The sequence below is a fragment of the Limosilactobacillus kribbianus genome (genome assembly GCF_026413145.1).
GTDB classification, from domain to species: Bacteria; Bacillota; Bacilli; order Lactobacillales; family Lactobacillaceae; genus Limosilactobacillus; species Limosilactobacillus kribbianus.
In genome coordinates this window covers 1-22,929 of record NZ_JAOVYZ010000031.1, presented here as the reverse complement: position 1 = coordinate 22,929, position 22,929 = coordinate 1, and the positions used below count along the sequence as shown (strand labels likewise).

General features: G+C 52.5%; 15 protein-coding genes and 1 pseudogene. All 16 read left to right on the top strand.

Annotation, left to right across the window (positions count from 1 at the left end):
* Positions 1-205, top strand: a pseudogene (locus OCT58_RS07170) (transposase); the annotation flags it as partial.
* A 295-nt stretch (positions 206-500) separates the two neighbouring features.
* Positions 501-6,281: a mucin-binding protein gene (locus tag OCT58_RS07165; RefSeq protein ID WP_267202193.1), complete on the top strand. Its 5,781-nt coding sequence runs from the start codon at positions 501-503 to the stop codon at positions 6,279-6,281.
* Between the two features lie 249 nt (positions 6,282-6,530).
* Entirely contained in the window at positions 6,531-7,460 is a 930-nt protein-coding gene (locus OCT58_RS07160; RefSeq protein ID WP_267202192.1) for an Rpn family recombination-promoting nuclease/putative transposase, read from the top strand.
* 186 nt (positions 7,461-7,646) lie between these two features.
* The gene (locus tag OCT58_RS07155) at positions 7,647-7,898 is read left to right on the top strand and encodes a hypothetical protein (protein WP_267202191.1); all 252 of its coding nucleotides are present in this window, start codon (positions 7,647-7,649) and stop codon (positions 7,896-7,898) included.
* Between the two features lie 234 nt (positions 7,899-8,132).
* Positions 8,133-9,677: an accessory Sec system glycosyltransferase GtfA gene (gtfA, locus tag OCT58_RS07150; RefSeq protein WP_267202190.1), complete on the top strand. Its 1,545-nt coding sequence runs from the start codon at positions 8,133-8,135 to the stop codon at positions 9,675-9,677.
* Positions 9,661-10,980 (top strand): accessory Sec system glycosylation chaperone GtfB, encoded by a 1,320-nt coding sequence (gene gtfB / locus OCT58_RS07145; RefSeq protein WP_267202189.1) that lies wholly within the window; start codon positions 9,661-9,663, stop codon positions 10,978-10,980. The genes gtfA and gtfB overlap by 17 nt, the downstream gene beginning before the upstream one ends.
* Before the next feature lie 149 nt (positions 10,981-11,129).
* On the top strand, positions 11,130-12,170 hold the full coding sequence (locus OCT58_RS07140) for a PhoH family protein (protein ID WP_267202188.1): 1,041 nt from the start codon (positions 11,130-11,132) through the stop codon (positions 12,168-12,170).
* Positions 12,139-12,618 carry an rRNA maturation RNase YbeY gene (gene ybeY / locus OCT58_RS07135; protein WP_267202187.1) on the top strand — a complete coding sequence of 160 codons (480 nt, stop codon included), beginning with the start codon at positions 12,139-12,141 and terminating at the stop codon, positions 12,616-12,618. Before OCT58_RS07140 ends, ybeY begins: the two co-directional genes overlap by 32 nt.
* A complete protein-coding gene (locus OCT58_RS07130; protein ID WP_267202195.1) occupies positions 12,602-12,997 on the top strand; it encodes a diacylglycerol kinase family protein in 396 nt (131 codons plus the stop codon). The genes ybeY and OCT58_RS07130 overlap by 17 nt, the downstream gene beginning before the upstream one ends.
* A 9-nt stretch (positions 12,998-13,006) precedes the next feature.
* The gene (era, locus tag OCT58_RS07125; protein WP_267202186.1) at positions 13,007-13,912 is read left to right on the top strand and encodes a GTPase Era; all 906 of its coding nucleotides are present in this window, start codon (positions 13,007-13,009) and stop codon (positions 13,910-13,912) included.
* Between the two features lie 18 nt (positions 13,913-13,930).
* The gene (gene recO / locus OCT58_RS07120; protein WP_267202185.1) at positions 13,931-14,716 is read left to right on the top strand and encodes a DNA repair protein RecO; all 786 of its coding nucleotides are present in this window, start codon (positions 13,931-13,933) and stop codon (positions 14,714-14,716) included.
* A gap of 273 nt (positions 14,717-14,989) precedes the next feature.
* Complete coding sequence (glyQ, locus tag OCT58_RS07115; RefSeq protein WP_267202184.1) at positions 14,990-15,988, top strand: glycine--tRNA ligase subunit alpha; 999 nt, start codon at positions 14,990-14,992, stop codon at positions 15,986-15,988.
* Between the two features lies 1 nt (position 15,989).
* A complete protein-coding gene (glyS, locus tag OCT58_RS07110; protein ID WP_267202183.1) occupies positions 15,990-18,065 on the top strand; it encodes a glycine--tRNA ligase subunit beta in 2,076 nt (691 codons plus the stop codon).
* 146 nt (positions 18,066-18,211) lie between these two features.
* Positions 18,212-20,086, top strand: a complete 1,875-nt coding sequence (gene dnaG, locus OCT58_RS07105; protein ID WP_267202182.1) for a DNA primase — start codon at positions 18,212-18,214, stop codon at positions 20,084-20,086.
* 2 nt (positions 20,087-20,088) lie between these two features.
* The gene (gene rpoD / locus OCT58_RS07100; protein ID WP_267202181.1) at positions 20,089-21,231 is read left to right on the top strand and encodes an RNA polymerase sigma factor RpoD; all 1,143 of its coding nucleotides are present in this window, start codon (positions 20,089-20,091) and stop codon (positions 21,229-21,231) included.
* A 167-nt stretch (positions 21,232-21,398) separates the two neighbouring features.
* Complete coding sequence (locus tag OCT58_RS07095; RefSeq protein ID WP_267202180.1) at positions 21,399-22,580, top strand: aminotransferase class I/II-fold pyridoxal phosphate-dependent enzyme; 1,182 nt, start codon at positions 21,399-21,401, stop codon at positions 22,578-22,580.
* Positions 22,581-22,929 lie beyond the last annotated feature (349 nt).

Here is a 22,929-nt window from a genome sequence, read left to right as displayed (position 1 = left end):
AAATGCTATTTTTAGTAATTTCCCCCAGGCAAAGTTTCAACGCTGTTGGGTTCATGTTGCTCGTAATTTAATGGGGCATGTTCGTAAGCATGATCGTCGGGAGATTATGACAGACTTTAAAATAATTCGTCAAGCAGCTACGTTAGAAGCCGCCCAAGCGGACTTAAGCAACTTTGTTGCGAAGTGGGATCAAAAATACCGAAAATGATAATTATGAAGGTATTGCTTATTCAGTACAAACTGATAGTAAAACGGGAGCAAAATATCTATTAGTTGTAGCTAATATTCCTAAATCATTGTTAAAAATGACAAGCAATGATATGAAGACGCTAGAGACAAGCTCTGATGTAGTCTTTGATAGTGATGAGGCAAAGGCTAAGCAAATGCTGCACTACTATTATGAAGACAGTGGTTCTTCACTACAGGGACGCACAAAATCATTTGTTTTACTTTACGGATTTAATTATCAGAACCCAGACAATAGTGATGAAGCAATTACGATGCAAGCCTTAAATAAGGATGGAACACCAGTTACAGATATTCAAAAGTCTACGGCGACTGTTTCACCACGTCCAGATAAGGCTAAAACCTCGCAATTATTGTTCTATTACTGCAATGTTGATACTGGACAAATGGTAACCAATGCACCGTTAGTTGTTAATCAGAGTAAAAATTCACAGAGCCAAAATGTAATGGACGTAACGGTAACGCCAAAGAGCCATTATCATTTGGTAACTCCTACATATAAGGGAGGGGTTGTTCAATTTGGCAATGGTAATACGCTCAATTTAAGCGGAGACTATCAAGTCTTTAATGCGAGTGACAGTGGTAAAAAGGTAAAGGTGACACTTCCAGATCCCAATGATTCATTAGTAAAGAACGTCTACGTCTTCTACCAAGGTGACGACGAAACTGCCAAGATCAATTACGTTGATCTTGATACGCCAGTCACGACGAATGGGCAGGCTGACGCTGATGGAAAAGGGCAGTACAAGGTCTTGGAAACCGTTCCCGCGATTAATGGGCACTACGGCAATGTGATTACCTTTGCGAGTGGTCAAGATCCGCAAACTATCATTAACCATTACACGAGCCAAGCTGGTTACCAATATGTTGATGCTGACAACCCGGAGGCCAAACGGTTTAAGGCTGGGACGACGACCTTTAATGAGAGTAACAATACCTATAATGTTTATCTGCGTCACCGGATTGAAAAGATTACCAATAATACCGATACCAACAAGAGCGTTACCCGGACGATTAACTATGTTGACAGTAATGGCAAGACCGTCTTCCCAAGCAATGTTCAACGGATTGACTTTACCCGGACTGGGATGCGTGATCTGACCGACCCAACCGGTACCATCAAATGGACGGCGTGGACAGCCAGTGACACGGCCTTTACTAAGGTTGACTCACCAACGAAGGTCGGGTACAAGCCAAACATTTCAACCGTTCAGGAACAAACGGGAATTACACCGAACAGTGCGGATCAAACGGTTACGGTTATTTATACCCCAGTCGATGCAAACTTAAATGTTCAGTTTATCGATGACACGACCGGGATTACCTTGAAGAACCTTCAAATGGGCGGCTCCCAGGGCCAGGATGCCAAATACAATACTAAGAATGATATCCAAACCTATGAAAAGCAAGGTTATCAACTGGTTTCTGACCCAACGAAGGGTGCGGCACTGACGTTCGATGGGCAGACGTACGTTATTCATCTTAGCCATGGCACTAAGGCGACAACGCAAACGGTTAAGGTAACGCGGAAGATCAATTACGTAGATCAAAACAAACAGCAGCTGAGTCAGCCGGTTACGGAGGAAACCACCTTAACAGGGACCGGGACCATTGACCTGGTTAGCGGCCAACTGGTAAAGCCATTAGTTTGGACTGGCAACACTAGTTTAGCTGCGCAAACTTCTCCGGTAATCAATGGCTACCACTTAGTCAGTGTTGACCGGGACAGCAAGGATAACCGGAACGTCGATGCAGTCACGGTTAACCACGAAACCGACTCCTATGATGTTTACGTGATTTACGCTGCCAACGGCAAGATTATTCCGGTTACGCCGGACGGCAATCCAATTGCTGGAGCGGAGCAACCGCAATATTCAACTGATCCTAAGAATCCGGCTGGAGTAACGCCGAATGAAAAGGTTCCGACGATTCCGGGCTATACCCCATCAACGTCAACGGTCACGCCGACTGATCCGGGGCAGAATACGAATGTTGTTTACAACCAGCAACAGGTTGCTGAAATAGTTTACCTTGACCAGGATGATAATAATGCCCAATTGGCAACTTCGGGTCAGCTTTCTGGTGCAGCTGGCAGTGTCATCGACTATGCTCAGCAGAACCAGGCGGAAATTACAAAGCTGGAAAACAAGGGTTACAAGCTGATCAATAATGGCTTCCCAACTGGTGCTGTTTATGATAATAATGGCAAGACGGTTCAGCGCTTTGAAGTCATTATGGGCCACGCTACGATGACGGTCACGCCGACTAATCCTGGCAAACCGGGCACGCCAATTAATCCGAATGATCCAACCGGCCCGAAGTATCCGGCTGGGACGGATCCAGATGGTTTAACGGCAACCAGTACTCAGACGGTTGAATATATCGGTGCTGGTGACCAGACGCCAGATGAGATAACAAAGACGCTCACCTTTACCCGGACGAAGACGATCGATAAGGTAACGGGCCAGGTTGTTGACAGCACGGAATGGACACCAAGCACCCAGAACTTCCCGGTTATTGGCACGCCGCAGATCAAGGGTTACACCCCGGATTACCAATACGTCGGTGGTGATTCCGTTGGTCCAAACTCAACTAAGAAGTACACCGTTACCTACACTAAGGACACGATGCCAACGGTCAACGACCAGCACGCCCAGGTTCGGTACTTGGATCAGGACAATGGTAATAGTGAAATTGCCAATACTAATTCTGGTGACTTAACGGGTAAGCCGGGCACGGCCATCAATTATAGTACTGGGAGTACGCTAACTAAGCTGATCAATCAAGGCTATGTCTTGGTAAACAATGGCTTTGATTACGGTGGACAGGTCGAATACTTTGACAACAATGACAGCACCAACCAAGTCTTTATTGTAACTTTGAAGCACGGGACGAAGGACATTACGCCAACGACGCCTGGTGATCCGGGTCAGCCAATCAATCCGAATGATCCGCAAAGCCCGAAGTACCCAAGCGGCACTGATAAACAGAGCTTAATTGCTCACGGCACTCAGACGGTTCACTACGTTGGGGCCGGTGATCAAACGCCAAAGGACAGCGTTACGACAGTCGACTTTGGCCACAACTTAGTTCTTGATAAAGTTACCGGTCAAATCGTTCGCGATAACGGCTGGCAACCACTGACCCAACACTATCAAGTTATTGATACGCCAGCGATTGCCGGTTACACGCCAGATCGTCAGTATGTCGGTGGCGACACAGTTTCCATTGATAATCCAAACCGGGTTTACACGGTTACCTATGTAAAGAACAATCAAGGTAGCCAGACGAGCCAAGGTTCACAGAGTCAAGGCAGCCAAACTAGCCAGGGCTCACAGAGCCAAGGTAGTCAGACCAGCCAAGGTTCGCAAAGCCAGGGCAGCCAGACGAGTCAAGGTTCACAGAGCCAGGGCAGCCAAACTAGCCAAGGCTCACAGAGTCAAGGTAGTCAGACGAGTCAAGGTTCGCAGAGCCAGGGCAGTCAGACGAGCCAAGGTTCACAGAGTCAAGGTAGTCAGACAAGTCAAGGCTCACAGAGTCAAGGCAGTCAAACTAGTCAGGGCTCACAAAGCCAAGGTAGTGAGACAAGTCAGGGCTCGCAGAGCCAAGGCAGCCAGACGAGCCAAGGCTCGCAGAGTCAAGGCAGTGAAACGAGTCAAGGCTCGCAGAGTCAAGGTTCGCAGAGTCAAGGTAGCCAGACTAGTCAAGGCTCACAGAGTCAGGGCAGCCAGACGAGCCAAGGCTCGCAGAGTCAAGGCAGTCAAACGAGTCAAGGCTCACAGAGCCAAGGCAGTCAGACGAGTCAAGGTTCGCAGAGTCAAGGCAGCCAGACGAGCCAGGGCTCACAGAGTCAAGGTAGTCAGACGAGTCAAGGTTCGCAGAGCCAGGGTAGTCAAACTAGCCAGGGTTCACAGAGTCAAGGCAGTCAAACTAGCCAGGGTTCACAGAGTCAAGGCAGTGAAACGAGTCAAGGCTCGCAGAGCCAGGGCAGTGAAACGAGTCAGGGTTCACAGAGTCAAGGTAGTCAGACAAGTCAAGGCTCACAGAGTCAAGGCAGTGAAACGAGTCAAGGCAGCCAAACTAGCCAAGGTTCGCAGAGTCAAGGTAGCCAAACGAGTCAAAGTTCGCAAAGTCAAGGCAGCCAGACAAGTCAAAGCTCGCAGAGTCAAGGTAGTCAAACTAGCCAGGGCTCCGAGAGTCAAGGCAGCCAGACAAGTCAAAGCTCGCAGAGTCAAGGTAGTCAAACTAGCCAGGGCTCCGAGAGTCAAGGCAGCCAGACAAGCCAAGGTTCGCAGAGCCAAGGCAGTGAAACCAGTCAAGGCTCACAGAGTCAGGATAGCCAGACTAGCCAGGGTTCGCAGAGCCAAGGCAGTGAAACCAGTCAGGGCTCCGAGAGTCAAGGCAGTCAGACAAGTCAAGGTTCAGAAAGTCAAGGTAGCCAGACCAGTCAGGGTTCACAGAGCCAAGGCAGTGAAACCAGCCAAGGATCGCAGAGTCAAGGTAGTCAGACTAGCCAAGGCTCCGAGAGTCAAGGCAGCCAGACCAGTCAAGGTTCACAGAGCCAAGGTAGTCAGACCAGCCAGGGATCGCAGAGTCAAGGTAGTCAAACGAGCCAAGGCAGTCAGACTAGTCAGGGTTCCGAGAGTCAGGGCAGCCAGACAAGCCAAAGCTCACAAAGCCAAGGTAGTCAGACCAGTCAAGGTTCCCAGAGTCAAGGCAGTCAGACCAGCCAAAGCTCGCAAACTCCAACCACTGACACTGAGAAAGTGACTATCACGTACGTTGACCCAGACGGCAACCCAATCACAACTGACACGGTTACTGGCAAGGGCGGACAGCCAATTAACTACGACCAAACCAAGACGATCACCGAGCTGGAGAACAAGGGTTACGATGTTACGAACATTACTAACCCAACGACCGGTCAAAACTTCGACAATAACCCATCCGTCGATCAAACCTACACCGTTACGGTTAAACACGGCACAGCCCAGCTTGGTCCAAACGACCAGCATGAGCCAGGTACACCAATTAACCCGAACGATCCAAACGGTCCTAAGTGGCCTGCCAAGGATACCTACAGCAAGGACTACACTTACACGGTTCACTTCGTCGGACCAAACGGCGAAACCTTAACCGGCGATAATGTTCAAACCTCAACTTGGACGCGGACTGTCACCGTTGATAAGGTCACTGGCAAAGTCATCAGTGGCACGGACTGGACGCCAAGTCAGAAGAAGTACAGCGATGTCCAAGTGCCAGTTGTCGATGGTTACTACACCACCCAAAAGACAATCACTGGACAACCGGCCGTTCAGAAGAATATTTCGACGACCGTTTCCTACCAGAAGCTGGGTCAAATTATTCCGGTTGATCAGAACGGCAAGCAGATTGGTACTGGTCAGACCTACCAGAATGATCCAAACGATCCGACTAAGATCGCTGAAAACCAGACTGTGCCATCCGTCAACGGCTACACGCCAACGAACAACACAGTCACGCCAACCGCTCCGGGCGAGAACACGACGGTCACCTATACGAAGAACGGTGATAATGGTTCAACGATTAATGGCGGTAACACCAATACTGGCCAGAACAACAATGGCACCACGAATGGTTCGTCGACGACCAACGGCGGCCAGAATACTAGTGGCACTACCAATGGTTCATCATCTACTAATAGTGATCAAACCACCAACGGTAATACGAGTTCTAATCAGAACACTACTGCGGAGCAAGGTACTAATAGCGGTACTTTCAATGGTAATGGCACTTACAATGGCAATACTGCTGGCAACGGTCAGACTGGTAACGGTGGTGGTTACGCCGGAACAGTTGCTAATGGATTGCAAGGCCAAGCCGCAAGCACGGTCAGCGGCACTAGCAACGCTACTTCCGATGGTGGCAACAACATCACATTGCCACAGACGGGCAACGATGCCGACACTAGCGCCATCCTGGCTGCCGCCGGAATTGAGTTAGCAGGTGCGCTCGGCCTAGCTGGACTCGCTGCTAAAAAGAAGCGTGAAAACTAAATATCCATTGCTCGTAGCAGAGTCTGCTCAAGAGTAAATAACCTCCCCAAATTTATTTACTTGATTCGAAACCAGGTGGATGGCTGCGGGCAATGAAAAGACCTCAGGAACTCATTCGAGTTGCCGAGGCCTTTTTGTTCGTTTAGGAGCGAAAAAATTAAAAAAAGTTTCGTGCAATTGGGCAATTCTTACGTCTTTATATATTAGGGGGATAAATCATCCGCCGAATAGATAAATGGAGGGTCTGCAATGGTACAATCAACGAGTTGGGAAGCGCAACTCCAAGCCGCTTCGACCAAATGGGAGCACCTCACCCTAGCCGATGACCGGATGTTTGGGATGGTGATGGAGGACAATCAGATCTGTCTGGAAGTGTTGCGACGGATTTTCCCGCAGCTAAATATCCAACACGTCCAACAGGTTGAGACGCAAAAGCAAGTTAATACTATGCTGGGGGTGAAGGCGCCGCGTTTTGATGTTTATGTTCGTGATGATCAGAAGCGGACTTATATTTTAGAAATGCAGGTGAAAAACAATCACAACCTGGTCAGCCGGGCGCTGCATTACCTGGACCAGGCTGATTTTGAGCTCCTCAAACCGGGCGACGACTACAAGCAATTTAACGACTTGCCGGTCTACGTGGTTTTCTTCTGTGATTTTGATTACTATGGCCTCGATTTTCCAGATTATTCCTTTGACGAGCGCTGCTTGCGGCAACTGTCGCTGTCGTCGGCGCCGGGGCGCTACAAGCTCTTCTTTAATGCCAAAACATCTGATTTTCGTGATAAGATAGGGCTAAAGGGATTCCTCCGGCTGATGTACAACGAGCGGACGCCGGGAGATGAATTAGCGGAACGAATTTACGAGAAAATGGAGCGGATCAAGCGTGATCCAGAAAGGCGGCGGATCTTTATGAAGTATGAAATGGATTTAATCGATGCCAAAGATGAAGGTGTGGCAATTGGCCTTAAAAATGGTGAAGCGATCGGGCTGAAGAAAGGTCGTAAACAAGGCCGCAAACAAGGAATCGCTCAAGGTCGCAATGAGCAGCAAGCCAAGGACATTCTTTTGATGATTAAGGTGTTGAAAAACAAGCATTTTAGTAATAAGACAATCGAGCATGATTTGATGAGCAACTATGGCCTGTCACGGCAAGAAGCACAAAAATACATGCAATAAATTTTGGTAGGGGCAGCCATGAGACAAATATTGTTTTGCGGCTGCCTTGCTCTTTTGTGACTAAATAAGGCTAAAGCAGTTCTTTCAGTTGATGTAACGAGCGGGACGCCGGGAGATGAGTTAGCGGAACGAATTTACGAGAAAATGGAGCGGATCAAGCACGATCCAGAAAGGCGGCGGATCTTTATGAAGTATGAAATGGATTTAATCGATGCTAAAGATGAAGGCGTGGCAATTGGACTCAAGAATGGTGAGACGATCGGCTTGAAGAAGGGCCGCAAACAAGGAATCAAAGAGGGACGTAAACAAGCAATCAGTTCAGCAACTAAAATGTTAATTAGTCTGAAATTAGATAATGAGACGATTGTCCACCAATTGATGGATACTTATCAACTATCTTATGATGAGGCTCGGCATTATGTAGACCAAGCACGATAAGAAAATGAAGCGGTCATGAAGCATTTTTTTCTTCATGGCTGCTTTGTTCTTTTATGCTCTGTTAATTTTAGCAGGACGGGTCAGGCGCGATCCAGAAAGGCGGCTGTGAGACAGAGATTGTTTCATGGCTGCCCTTTTTGCTTGCGCTTTGGCCAGGTCCTGCCCATTTTGGCGCAGAATGTCTGTTAAATTGCGATATAATAACAGTGGGGAGGCATTTAAAGGGGGATTAGCATGACGGTTTACAATATTAACTTGGGAATTGGCTGGGCCAATAGCGGAATCGAATACGCCCAAGCCTACCGAGTGAAGCTTTTGGAGCGATTGAAGGTTCCGGTGAAGGTGGTCTTTTCCAACATGTTGCTTGCCAACAATCTGGAAGAACTGACCAGCAACCTCGGCTTACACGATGACCAGATCATCTGGCTCTATAATTTTTTTACGGACGTCAAAATTGCACCGACGACCTACCAACTTGCCGCTTTTGAGCAGGGACTAGCGCCGGGCTTTCAAAAGAAGGGCTTGCCGGATGGCAAACAGGTCCAATACGACTATCGCCAAGCAGGCAAGCAGCTTCTGATCACGGCCCGACTCGATGACCCACAGCAGCAGACCATCGACCAGGTCTCATACTCATTAAATGGTCGGCTCTTGCAGCGGGATTTCTATTCCTACGTCAAGTACGCCAGTGAATATTACCAGGGGACGGCGGGGAAAAATTACGTTGTGGCCCGTGACTTCTACAATGAAGATGGTCAGCCAGCCTACCACCAATACTATGATCAGGGGCACGAACTCTACCAATTCGCGGACGGGCGCGTGCTTGTAAACAAGGACGCCCTCTACCGGGCAATGCTGCAGCAGCTCGATTTTCAGGCCAATGACGTGATCATCATGGACCGGCTGGATGAAGATAAAGAGTTGGCCAATGGTGAGCTGTTCTTGGAGAATCACGGTTCCGCCAAACTGGTGGTCCCGATTCATGCCGAACACTACAGCAAGGTGGGGACGACCAGTGAGCATATCCTCTGGAATAATTTCTATGACTATCAGTTTAATCATCCCCAGCAGATTGATGCCTATTTATTCGCAACCCCGCAGGAGCGCGATTTATTTGTGCGCCAGCAGACCCAGTATGGTCACTCACCCGTCCAGGCGGCCGCGATTCCGGTTGGCAGCCTGAGCAAGCTCCACTACTCGAATGGTCAGCGCAAAAAGCACGTGCTCATCACCGCCTCGCGTCTGGCGCCGGAAAAGCACTTAGATTGGCTGGTTCAGGCGGTGGCCCTCGCCCGTCACGATATTTCCGACGTGACGCTGGATATTTACGGCCAGGGGCCTGAATGGGAAAAATTGCAAAAGCTGATTGAACAGCTGGACGCGACCGATTACATCCGCCTGATGGGGCAGCATGATTTGACCACGACTTACACCCGGTATGCGGCCTACGCCTCCGCTTCGACGAGCGAGGGCTTCGGGTTGAGCCTACTGGAGGCGGTCGGCTCCGGTTTGCCGATCGTGGGCTTCGACGTTCCTTATGGCAATCCGACCTTCATTCAAAACGGGCAAACCGGCTACCTGATCCCGTATGATGAAAACGCTGCCGCGCAGGAGAAGTGGCAAAACCTGGCGGCGGGGATCGTCAAGCTTTTTAACCACCCGACCTTGGCAACTTTCCACCAGCAGGCCTATTTGGCAGCTGTGCCGTACTTGGACGCCAATGTTGTTGATAAGTGGCAAAACTTTTTGAGGGGGCTGGAAGATGCTAAACTTAATTGAAAAATTTGATCCGGCTTCCCGTCATTTCTGGGAATCCCAACGCCGTGCCGGCTTGACGATTCCGACAGTGGTCATGCACGATAACGGCTTCTTGCCGGATGAGGTCGATTCACCGATCAAGTTTTTCGGCCGTTATGATTCCCAGCGGCCGCCATTGTACTTTGACCGGTTGCCAGTGCCGGCATACTGGCGGGTCGTCGGTGATCAGCAGGCGGCGGCCATCTACCAGCTCAGCGAGAAGCGGGCAGACATCGTCTATTGGCAGCCAGAGAACCGTCAGCGGACCGTCCAGCTGGTGCAGTGGCGGGGGCGCGGTGGCGATATCTTATGGGTCGACCACTACAACCGCCACAGTTATCGCTTCGCCCGGACGGTTTACGACCATCAGCAGCCGACCCTGCGCCAGTACTTCGCTGCTGACGGGTCGACCTTTTTGACCATCAATCTCCTCACTGGCACCGTTGCGCTGATCTATCAGCAGCATCGACACTTCTTCAATGACTACGTTGAATTCGTGCGCTTCTATCTTGAGCTGCGTGGCTACCCGTTGGACCAGATCCTCTACAATACGCTCAACGAATCCTACCGACTGGCGCTGAGCCTCTCGGCGGCCGGTCAGGACACCCTCTTTTGGCACGAGCCGGTTAAGGGGGAGCTACCCGGCAATATGGTCAATTTAATGCAGAATCAAACGCGGACTCGACACATCGTCTTTCAGCGTTACCGCGACTGGCAGCGGTATCGGGCACAGCTAACGAGCTCCCAGGTTGATTTTCATTATTTGGGAATGGTCTATCCTGTCAAACGACAGAATCAGGACCGGCCCCGGGCCCTGATCGCCACCAATTCGGACCAGCTTGAGCAGCTAACGACTCTTGTTCAAGAACTGCCGGAGGTTCATTTTGACATCATGGCGGTGACCGAAATGTCGGCCAAGCTACTGGCCTTTCGGAAATTCGCCGACGTCAGCCTCTATCCAAATGTTACGGACCAACAGGCGGCGCGGCTCTGGCAGGCAGCCGACTTCTTCTTAGACATCAATCACGGTGCCGAGATTCTCCAGGCCCTGCGGCGCGCCTTTGAAGAGAACCAGCTGATCCTGGGCTTTGATTCGACGCTCCACGCCCCGCAGCTGGTATCACCGGCCAACGTTTTTGCGCCAAAGGATGCGGCCAAGCTGGCACAGCAGATTCGCGTGGCCCTAGCTTCGCCAACCCGTTTACAGGAACTCTTGACTGAGCAGCGACAGTTGGCGAGTGCCGTGACGGCAGAAGATTACCAGCAGCTTTTTAACATTTTATAAATCACAGCAGGCCGGTGAGCAACAAGACGTTCTCACTGGCCTTTTTGCGCGCCAGAAAATTCGGGCGCATTCGGCCAAGTTGATAGGGCCGGCGGGGAAGCTGTGATATAATCAAAAAGGAATTAACTACTAAAGGGGTTTTACTTAGATTGGTAGAAAAAAACGATGAAATTGAACAGGAATTCCGGATTGACAGCCCGGAAATTGAAGTGGGGATTCTTGGCCCCCAGGACAAGTTTGTTAGCCTGATTGAGCAGGGGATGGACGTTACCATCAACCCGTTTGGCGATAATCTGAAGGTCAAGGGGCAAGAGGAGGACGTCAAATTAACTGTCGACGTCTTTCACGCCCTGATCGACCTGCTGAATCAGGGAATTCGGATTCACAGTACCGACATTGTCAGCGCCATGAAGATGGCCCACCGTGGGACGCTTGAATACTTCGCCGACCTGTACAGCGAGACGATCATCAAGGACCGGCGCGGCCGGGCAATTCGGGTGAAGAACTTCGGCCAGCGGCAGTACGTCAACGCGATGAAGCATAACGACATTACTTTTGGAATTGGACCGGCCGGGACTGGGAAGACCTACCTGGCCGTCGCCATGGCGGTAGCCGCCCTCAAGCGCGGGGAAGTCGAACGGATCATCATCACCCGGCCGGCGGTTGAGGCTGGGGAGAGCCTTGGCTTCCTGCCGGGGGACCTTCAGGAAAAGGTCGACCCTTACCTGCGACCGATTTATGACGCCTTAAACGACATCTTTGGTGCCGATCACACCCAGCGCCTGATGGAACGGGGCGTCATCGAAATTGCACCACTGGCCTACATGCGGGGCCGGACGCTCGACGGGGCCTTCATCATCCTCGACGAAGCCCAGAACACGACCAACGCCCAGATGAAAATGTTCCTGACCCGCTTTGGCTTCGGCTCCAAGATGGTGGTTAACGGGGACATTTCCCAGATTGACCTCAAGCACGGTGTTCGCAGCGGACTGGTGGCGGCCCAGCGGATCCTGCAGAACGTTCGCTCAATTAAGTTTGTGACCTTCAGCGCCGAGGATGTCGTCCGGCACCCAGTCGTTGCCCGGATCATCGACGCCTACGAGGAAGCCACGACCAAGCAGGAGGCAGCAAAGAAGAAGGCAAGGGAGGACCAGACCAATGGATCTGACGATTTACGATCAAACGACTGATGGGATCAGCGAAGAGCAGCGCGAATTAATCAACAAGCTGCTCCAGTTTGCGGCGAACAAACTCGGCCTGGCGGACAGCACCGAGATGTCCGTGACCCTGATGAATAACCCGGCCATTAAGAAACTGAACGCTGAATACCGCAACGTTGACCGTGCTACTGACGTCCTGAGCTTTGCGGCCGAAGAGAGTGGCGACGAGACACCGATCATCATGGATCCGGAACTGGCAGCTGAGTTACCGGTCAACCTCGGTGATCTCTTCATTTCCGTTGACAAGGTGGCTGAGCAGGCCAAGTTCCTCGGCCACTCCACCGAGCGGGAACTTGGCTTTTTAGTGGTCCACGGTTTTCTGCACCTGAACGGCTACGATCACGTTCAGCCGGAAGACGAAAAGAAGATGTTTAGCCTGCAGCGGGAGATTCTCGATGAGTATGGACTCCAACGATAAGCACCAGGTTACGAAGAACCGCCACCTGCTCCAGGCGATGGGGCACGCCTTTGACGGCATTGTTGCCATGCTGCGGGACGAACGCAACATGCGTTTCCACGTCCTGGCGGCGGTCCTGGCCGTGATGGTCGGCTGGTGGCTGAAGATTAGTACGGCAGACTGGCTCTGGATCCTGCTGGTGATCTTCTTGGTTCTGGCGGCTGAATTCTTGAACACGGTCACCGAGGCGATTACCGACCTGCTCGTGGGTCATCATTACGATATTAACGTTAAAAAGGCCAAGGATGTGGCCGCCGGCGGAGTTCTGCTGGCGGCACTCTTTGCCGTGGCGGTCGGGGCGATCATCTTTGTTCCCCGGCTGCTTGCACTGATAAGATAGGAAGAAAATATGGATAATCCAAACTACAAATCGGGCTTTGTGGCCCTCATCGGCCGGCCAAACGTCGGCAAATCAACTCTTTTGAATTACATTGTCGGCCAAAAGGTGGCGATCATGAGCAACGTTGCCCAGACGACGCGCAACAAGATTCAGGGGATCTACACCAGCAAGGACGCCCAGATCGTCTTCATTGACACGCCGGGGGTTCATAAGCCAGCTACCAAACTCGGTGACTTCATGGAACGGTCCACGATGTCGGCTTTAGACGAGGTCGACGCCGTCCTCTTCGTGGTCAGCGCGACCGAAAAGCGGGGCGCCGGTGACGACTTTATCATCAACCACCTCAAGCAGGTCAAGCAGCCGATCTACCTGGTCGTCAACAAGATCGACCAGGTCAGCCCCAACGACCTGCCGGACATCGTTGACCAGTACAAGGACGCCCTGCCCTTTAAGGCGGTCGTTCCCGTTTCGGCCCTCCAGGGGAACAACGTCAATGGCCTGATCAACCAATTGGTGGACGGCCTGCCACACGGGCCGCAGTATTATCCCGAAGACCAGATTTCCGATCACCCGGAGCGTTTCGTTGTGGCCGAGATGATCCGGGAGAAGATCTTCATGCTAACGCGTGACGAAGTGCCGCATTCCGTGGCTGTCGACGTCACCTCCATCAAGCGTGAGGACGAAGAGCACGTTCACATCTCCGCCAATATCGTCGTGGAACGTCCCGGCCAAAAGGGAATCATCATCGGCAAGAAGGGCCAGATGCTCAAGAAGATCGGAACGCTGGCCCGGCAGGATATTGAACGCCTGCTCGGTGACAAGGTCTTCCTCCAGCTCTGGGTCAAGGTTGTTCCCGGCTGGCGGGACAAGTCGGCAATGCTGAAGGACTACGGCTACCGCAACAAGGACTACTAAAGCAAAGGGGGCTTGGCAGTGGCCCGGGAGATAACTGACTTTCGCGGAATCATCATCTCGCGTCAGGACTACCGCGAACGCGACCTCTTAGTCAAAATCCTGACCGACAAGATTGGTCCGGCAATGTTCTTCGTCCGCGGGGCCAAGAAGCGGGGAAACCGGTTGGCGGCCGATATTCTGCCCTTTACTCACGGGACTTACATTGGCTCCCTGGCCGATGACGGATTGAGTTTCATCAATACTGCCAGCGAGACCCACCAGTACCGGCACATCGCCGGCGATCTGGCCCGCAACGCCTACGCGACCTATATCCTGTCCCTAGTCGACCACGCCTTTCCCGACCACCGGGGAATCGGTGGCTGGTTTGACCAGGTGGCCGCCGCTTTGGAACGGATCGATCAGGGGGTTGACCCCCAGGCGGTGGCCAACGTGATCGCCATCCAATTGCTGACGATGTTCGGGGTGGCACCGAACTGGGATCAGTGCGTCATTTGCGGGCGCAACCAGTGGCCGCTGGATTTCTCCGAACAGTACGGGGGGATGCTCTGCAGTCAGCATTGGCACCTCGATCCGCGCCGGTTGCATTTGGATCGCCGTACGATCTACTTCTTGCAGCGCCTGGCCCATGCCAACCTGCAAAAAATCCAGACGATCAAGATCAATCCGGTCACGATGCGCCACATTCAGGCGGTCGTCGATACGCTTTACGACGACCAGGTCGGTCTCCGTTTGAAGAGCAAACACTTTATCGACCAGATGAACCGCCTGGAACAAAAGATGGGGAAAATCTCTTCAAACGATTGACAATCAAGAGGACATTCTCTATTATTAGGTACGTATTAATTTGAATACCGGCAATGACGGAGAAAAATGATGATTGACACCGCTACAGCGAGTGGGGATGGGTGCAAGCCCTGCACGGTGAATCATCAGCAGGCCCTCCAACAGCCGACTGAACTAAGCTGTTTTGCAGGAATGCAAAAAAGCAGGGTGGAACCGCGAATTTAACCTCGTCCCTGCAGTTACTGGATCATAGTAGCTGCAGGGGCGTTTTATTTTGAGAAGGGAAGAATGACGATGACAACGAAAAAGCTAAGTGTCCAAGATATCATCTTTACGCTTGAACAATACTGGGCTAAACAGGGCTGCATGCTGATGCAGGCCTACGATACGGAAAAGGGTGCTGGGACGATGAGCCCTTACACCTTCCTGCGGGCAATCGGGCCAGAACCGTGGAGTGCGGCCTATGTTGAACCATCCCGCCGGCCAGCGGATGGTCGTTACGGCCAGAACCCGAACCGGCTGTACCAGCACCACCAGTTCCAGGTGATCATGAAGCCATCACCGGACAACATCCAGGACCTCTACCTGGGTAGCCTGAAGGAGCTGGGGATCGACCCGCTGGAGCACGATATTCGGTTCGTGGAAGATAACTGGGAGAACCCGTCAATGGGTTGTGCCGGTGTTGGTTGGGAAATTTGGCTGGACGGGATGGAAGTCACCCAGTTCACCTACTTCCAAGTCGTCGGTGAATTGCAGATGCACCCGGTTGCTTCCGAAGTTACCTACGGGCTGGAACGGCTGGCCGAATACATCCAAAACGTTGATTCCGTCTACGATCTCGAATGGGCCGACGGGGTGCTCTACGGTGATATCTTCAAGGAACCGGAATACGAACACTCTAAGTACTCCTTTGAAGAAAGCAACCAGGAGATGCTGCTGAAGTTCTTCAATGATTATGAAGCCGAAGCCAAGCGGCTGATCAAGCTCGGCCTGGTTCACCCGGCCTACGACTACGTTTTGAAGTGCAGCCACACCTTCAACCTGCTGGACGCCCGGGGCGCGGTCTCCGTTACCGAGCGGGCCGGCTACCTGCACCGGATCCGGATCATGGCCAAGACGATCGCCAAGGCCTTCGTTGAGGAACGGCGCAAGCGTGGTTTCCCACTGATTCACGATGAAAAGTTACGGCAAAAGACCTTAGACGAATACACCAAGCGGGCTGAAAAAGCCAAGCAGCGGGCCGCAAAGCAGGCGGCTAAAAAGGCCAAGCAAGCGCAAAAGGGGGACAAGTAACATGACGAACTCATATTTACTGGAAGTCGGCGTTGAAGAAATGCCTGCCCACGTGGTAACGCCAAGCATTAAGCAGCTGCACCAACGGGTTGCCGACTATCTGAAGGAAGAACGGATTTCCTTCGACTCAATTAAGGAATTTGCAACGCCACGGCGGATGGCACTCCTGATCTCGGGGTTGGGCGACAAGCAGCCCGATATTGACGAATCTGTTAAGGGCCCGGCCAAGAAGATTGCCCAAGATCAAGACGGCAACTGGACCAAGGCGGCCATCGGCTTTACCCGGGGACAGGGCGCCACGGTCGACGACATCGAGTTCAAAGAAGTCAAGGGCGTTGAATACGTCTTCGTTGAAAAGCACATTGCCGGCAAGTCGGTTGCCGAAGTGCTCCAGGGCCTGCCAGGCGTCATCACGGCGATGAACTTCCCAACCCTGATGCGCTGGGGTTACAACAACCTGCAATTCATCCGGCCGATCCGCTGGCTGGTTTCCCTGCTCAACGACCAGGTTGTGCCGTTCAAGATTCTGGACGTGGAAGCCGGTCGGACCACTCGTGGCCACCGTTTCCTGGGTCACGATGTTGAACTCAAGCAGGCCACCGATTACGAGGACGCTCTGCAGGCCGACTTTGTGATTGCCGACCAGGCCAAGCGCAAGCAGGTCATCACTGACCAGATCGACGCGATTGTTAAGAAGAACGACTGGGTAATCAATAAGGACGCCGACCTCTTAGAAGAGGTGAACAACCTGGTTGAATGGCCAACTGCCTTTGCCGGTTCCTTTGATCCGAAGTACCTGGCCCTGCCTGATCCGGTCCTGATTACTTCAATGAAGGATAACCAGCGCTTCTTCTACCTGCGGGACCACGACGGCAAGCTCCTGCCACACTTCATCGCCGTTCGCAACGGAAACAGCGACTACCTGGACAACGTCATCAAGGGGAACGAGCGGGTGTTGGTTCCACGACTGGAAGATGCCAAGTTCTTCTACGATGAAGACCAGAAGATCACGATCGACGAGTATGTTGAACGCCTCAAGCGGGTCAGCTTCCACGACAAGATCAGCTCAATGTACGACAAGATGCAGCGGGTTGCTGTGATCGCTCAGCTGTTGGGGAACCACCTCGGCCTGAGTGACGAAGAACTGGCCGACCTTGACCGAGCCGCCCACATCTACAAGTTTGACCTGACGACGCAGATGGTTGGTGAATTCGCCGAGCTGCAGGGGATCATGGGTGAAATCTACGCCAAGCTCTTCGGCGAAAAGGACGACGTGGCCGCAGCCATTCGGGAACACTACATGCCGATTTCCGCTGAGGGTGCCCTGCCGGAGACAAAGATCGGGGCTGTTTTGGCAATTGCCGACAAGCTTGACAGTATCATCTCCTTCTTTGCCGTTGGGATGATCCCGAGCGGCTCCAACGACCCATACGCCCTGCGGCGCCAGGCCTTTGGGATCGTGCGGATCATCAACGCCCGCAACTGGCACCTGCCACTGATGGGCATCCAACCGGAACTGGCGGCCGCTTTCAAGCAGGCTGGCATTGAACTGCCATACGCCCTGGATGAAAACAAGGGTCAGGTCCGGGCCTTCTTCCTCGACCGCCTGAAGCAGCTCTTCAGCGGTGAGAAGCTGCGTCACGATATCACCGACGCGGTTACCGACACCAAGGCCGATGACATTGCCAACGTGATCGAAGCCGCTCAGGCAATTGATGCTCACAAGGACGATGCCGACTTCAAGGAAACGATCGAGGCTCTGACGCGGGTTCTGCGGATCGCTAAGAAGGGAAAGCTTGACAAAGAGATCACAGTTGATCCGACACTCTTCGTCAACCCGTCCGAAAAGAAGCTCTATGACGCCGTGGCCGCTGTTCAAGCAGCCGCAGCCGACCGGACCGTCGCCGAGAACTTCGCCGCCCTGCGTTCACTGGCACCAGTGATCAGTGAATACTTTGATGAAAATATGATCATGGATAAGGACGAGAAGGTTCGGCGCAACCGGCTGGCCCAGCTGACCATCCTGGCCCGGTTGGCAGCCCTGGTTGGGAACCTGGACGACCTGATTGTGAAGTAATCCGAGTCCTTTTGGTTGTAATCCGTGCAACTTGTGGTATCATATAAATTAAGTGAATTATGGTTAAATGATTGATTGGAGGGTCGCATTCCGTTGGGTTGCGGCCTTTCGTTACTGTTCGCGAACTAATCAAGTGGGGTGATTCAATGGCCAGAATACCACGTGAGATGATTGATCAAATACGTAATTCCGTTGATATTAGTGACGTGATCGGCCAGTACGTTCAGTTGCGCCGGGCGGGCAAGAACCTGACTGGTCTCTGTCCCTTTCACGAGGAGCAGACCCCGTCGTTTTCGGTCAGTGTTGAGAAGCAGTTTTACCACTGTTTTGGTTGTGGCCGCAGCGGGAACGTCTTCCAGTTCCTGATGGATTACAAGCATATTGGCTTTGTTGAGGCCGTCCAAGAGGTGGCCAAGCTCGGTAATGTTCAGCTGCCAAGCCAGTATGCTGAGCTGGAGTCACACCAAGAAGCCGGCGCGCCGGTAAATAGTGAGGTCGGAAAGCTTTTTGACCTCCACGAGAAGGCCATGCAGCTTTACCACCACATCTTGCTCAACACGCCCGCTGGGGAACCGGCTCGCAACTACTTGCAAAAGCGGGGAATGAGTGCGGAGCTGATTGAGCGCTTCGGGATCGGCTTTGCACCGGCACAGCGGATTCTGACCCCCTTTTGCCGGCAGCAAAAGTTGGACTATCAGCTGATGCGCAAATCGGGCCTGTTTACCGAGGATCGCGAGGGTCAGCTGCAGGATCGCTTTGTGGAGCGGGTGATGTTTCCGATCCGCAACCGTCAGGGCAAGGTGATCGCCTTTTCCGGCCGGCTTTTAAACACTCAGCAGACCGACCTGCCAAAGTACCTTAACAGTCCCGAGACGCCGATCTTTAACAAACGTCGGACCCTGTTCAACCTGAACCTCGCCAAGAAAGCGGCCCGCCAGGATGGTCGATTGTACCTCTTTGAAGGCTTCATGGACGTGATTTCGGCCTTTGGTGCCGGCGTTGAAAACGGCATTGCCTCGATGGGGACCAGCTTTACCGAAGAGCAAGTCCAGATCATCAACCGGACGACGAGTCAGCTCGATATCTGCTACGATGGGGACTCCGCCGGGCAAAATGCTATCGACCGGGCAATCAGCCTGGTCAACGACCATCAGGATGGCCGCCTGCAGGTGCGGGTCGTCCAGCTGCCGGCCGGAATCGATCCGGATGAATTCGTCCAGCAACACGGTGCCGAGCGCTTCCGAACCTACCTTAAGGAACAGGAGGAGACCACCACTGACTTTTACCTGCGTTTCCTGCGCAACGGCAAGAATCTGAATAACCAGCAGGAATTATTTCGGTATCTGGAGGGCGCTCTCAAGGAAATTGCCCACCTCAAGACGCCCTTGGAACAGGATATGTACCTGAGCCGGCTGGCGGATGAGTTCAAGCTCGACAAGGCAGCCCTGTTAAGTCAGCTGCACCAATTGCAGGGCACGATGCGGCAGCGACCGGAAGCCCCGGCCGAGGCCTATCGACAGCAGGCAGCGGTCAGTTACGCGCCGCCGGTTCAAGAAAAAACGGCAACGGTTGACCGGACGGAATTGGCGGAGCAGATCCTATTGCGCTACATGCTCCATGACCCCAATGTCTGGAGCCATGTCCGGGCGCGCGACGATTTTCACTTCGTCCACGAGAAGTACGAATCGCTCTACATGGTGGCGACGAGCTACTTTGCAGAATCTGGCGATTACAGTCCGGCCCGCTTCTTGGACTACCTCGCCGATTATCCAGAATTGCGGACGGCACTGAGTCAGCTTGAGCAGCTAAACGTCAATCCGGATCCCGAAATGCAGCTGATCGATGATTGTCTGCAGATCATTACCGAGCAGACGCCACTCCAGGAGCAAATCAAGAAAGTAAAGTCCCAGTTAAAGGAAGCCAGCACGCTAAACAATACTGAACTAACAACCCAGCTCACGATTGAGCTTGTTAAGTTATTAAAGAAGCAACAACAGTACAAAGCGGAGGAGACTAAATAAGTATGGCAAAGAGTAAGAAGAAAGACCTTGTGATTTCCAATAGCGAAAACTTCAACCAACAAGAATACGATACCGCTGTCGGGAAGTTGATTCGCCAATACAAGAAGCAAAAAGAAGTTAAGTATGACGAATTAAACGACCAGATTGCCCAACCGTTCGAACTGAACGCAGCCGGGATCGACAACCTCCTGCAAAACGTTGAAGACGCCGGAATCAGCGTGGTCGATAACCACGGTGATCCAGACCCGCGGGCACTGCAGGCCACCGAAAAATTGTCCCAAAAGGCCATGAAGGATACCTCTGCACCAACTGGGGTTAAAATCAACGACCCGGTTCGGATGTACCTGAAGGAAATCGGCCGGGTCAACTTGCTGACGGCGGACGAAGAAGTGCAGCTGGCCCTGCGGATTGAACAGGGTGATGAGGAAGCCAAGCAGGAGCTGGCTGAGGCTAACTTGCGGCTGGTTGTTTCCATTGCCAAGCGTTACGTCGGTCGGGGGATGCAGTTTTTGGATCTGATCCAAGAAGGGAACATGGGGCTGATGAAGGCCGTCGAGAAGTTCGATTACCGGCGGGGCTTCAAGTTCTCCACCTACGCCACCTGGTGGATTCGGCAGGCGATCACCCGGGCAATTGCTGACCAGGCCCGGACGATTCGGATCCCGGTTCACATGGTTGAAACGATCAACAAGCTGATCCGGATCCAGCGGCAATTGCTCCAGGACCTGGGGCGGGAACCGCTGCCGGAAGAAATCGGTGCCGAGATGGACATGCCAACCGAGAAGGTCCGCAATATCTTGAAGATCGCTCAGGAACCAGTTTCCCTGGAAACCCCAATCGGTGAAGAGGATGATTCCCACCTGGGTGACTTCATTGAGGACCAGGACGCTACCAGCCCGGCGGACCACGCGGCCTACGAGATGATGAAGAAGCAGCTCGAAAACGTGCTGGACACCTTGACCGACCGGGAAGAAAACGTCCTGCGGCTGCGGTTCGGCCTGGACGACGGGCGGACCCGGACCCTGGAAGAAGTCGGCAAGGTCTTCGGGGTAACCCGGGAACGGATCCGGCAGATTGAAGCCAAGGCCCTGCGGAAGTTGCGCCACCCATCACGGTCCAAGCAGCTCAAGGACTTCTTGGAATAAGTTAAAACTAGCTTTACTAAAGCCGCTTTGACGTACTAACGCCAGGGCGGCTTTTCTTTTTGAAGCTAGATTAAAGCAAAATTAAACTAAAATTAAAATTTGCTTGACCATCCTTAAGATTAATAATAAAATTAAAGTAATTTCACGAATAGAGAGGGAATGAAGTTATGCCTGAATTAGCAACTGATTTACAAGCAACGATTAATCACAAGTTGAGTGCTCTGAACCCATCCGGAATCCGGGCCTTCGATAATGAGGTTTCCAAGATTCCTGGAATTATTAAGCTGACCCTGGGTGAACCAGATATGAACGTGCCGGAACACATCAAGCAAGCAGCCATTAAGAGCATCCAAGATAACGATTCACACTATGCACCTCAGGCCGGGAAGCCCGAACTCCTGAAGGCAATCAGTGGCTACATCAAGGATACCCGCGGGGTCGAATACGATCCTGACAGCGAAATCGTAGCAACGGTCGGTGCGACCGAGGCCCTAGTCGCAGCGCTCTTCTCCCTGCTGAACACGGGTGACAAGGTGATCATCCCGACGCCGGTCTTCTCCCTGTACTTCCCACTGGTTGCCATGACTGGTGCCACGGGAATCCAGGTTGATACTTCCGCCGATGGCTTTGTTTTGACGCCGGAGCACTTGGAAGAAGTCCTGGAACAAAACAAGGGGGTCAAGGCGGTTCTCTTGAACTACCCAACTAACCCAACCGGCCGTGAATACCCTGAGGAGACCATCAAGGGCCTGGCCAAGGTCATTGCAAAGCATCACCTCTACGTCATTACCGATGAGATTTACAGTGACCTGGTTTACGGCGTTAAGCACTACTCCATTGCCTCACTGATCCCAGAACGGACCTTATTCATCTCTGGTCTGTCCAAGTCCCACGCCATGACCGGTTACCGGCTCGGCTACATTGCCGGTCCGGCAGCGATCATGTCCAGCATTCGGAAGATGCACGCCTACCTGGTAACGACCGTCACGGATAACGTTCAGGCGGCTGCGACCGAGGCACTGAACAACGGTCGTCAGGATCCGATTGAATTCCGCAAGATTTACCAGCACCGGCGTGACCTGATCGTCGACGGTCTGCAGAAGATCGGCTTTGAGTTGTCGACGCCGGAAGGGGCCTTCTACGTTTTTGCAAAAATTCCAGCCCAGTTCGGTGACGACGACGTCAAGTTCGCCAAGGCCCTGGCCAAGGACGCCAAGGTCGGCGTAACTCCAGGGAGTGCCTTTGGTGCCGGTGGTGCCGGCTACGTTCGGCTCTCCTACGCTTCATCCGACGAGGACCTGAAGGAATGCCTGAAGCGGATCGGCGAATTTGTGAAGAACCTCGACTAATAATTTACTAAAGAAGGGAGTGGGAAAGAACTTGCTTGCGAGTTCGTCTTCCCACCCCCGTCGACGCGGAGCAAGCCTATTTGGGAGGCTGGCTAGGCGTCCCGACGCGAAGCTAGCCTATCCTGGTGGGCGTTGATTTATCAACGTTCAGGCTAGCTTCGCGTCGCAGCCAGCTACCGCGCCGTAGCATTTATAAGCTATATAACAGCAAAGAGGCTAGGTTAATTCCAATGTCATTAAGTTAAGAGCTTGACAATTAGTGGTCGGTTCTTACAGGATGTCGTTTGAAAAGTAATTCGTTAATTTTAAGGCCACCTAAGTAGTAATCGCGGTTACTAATTAGGTGGCC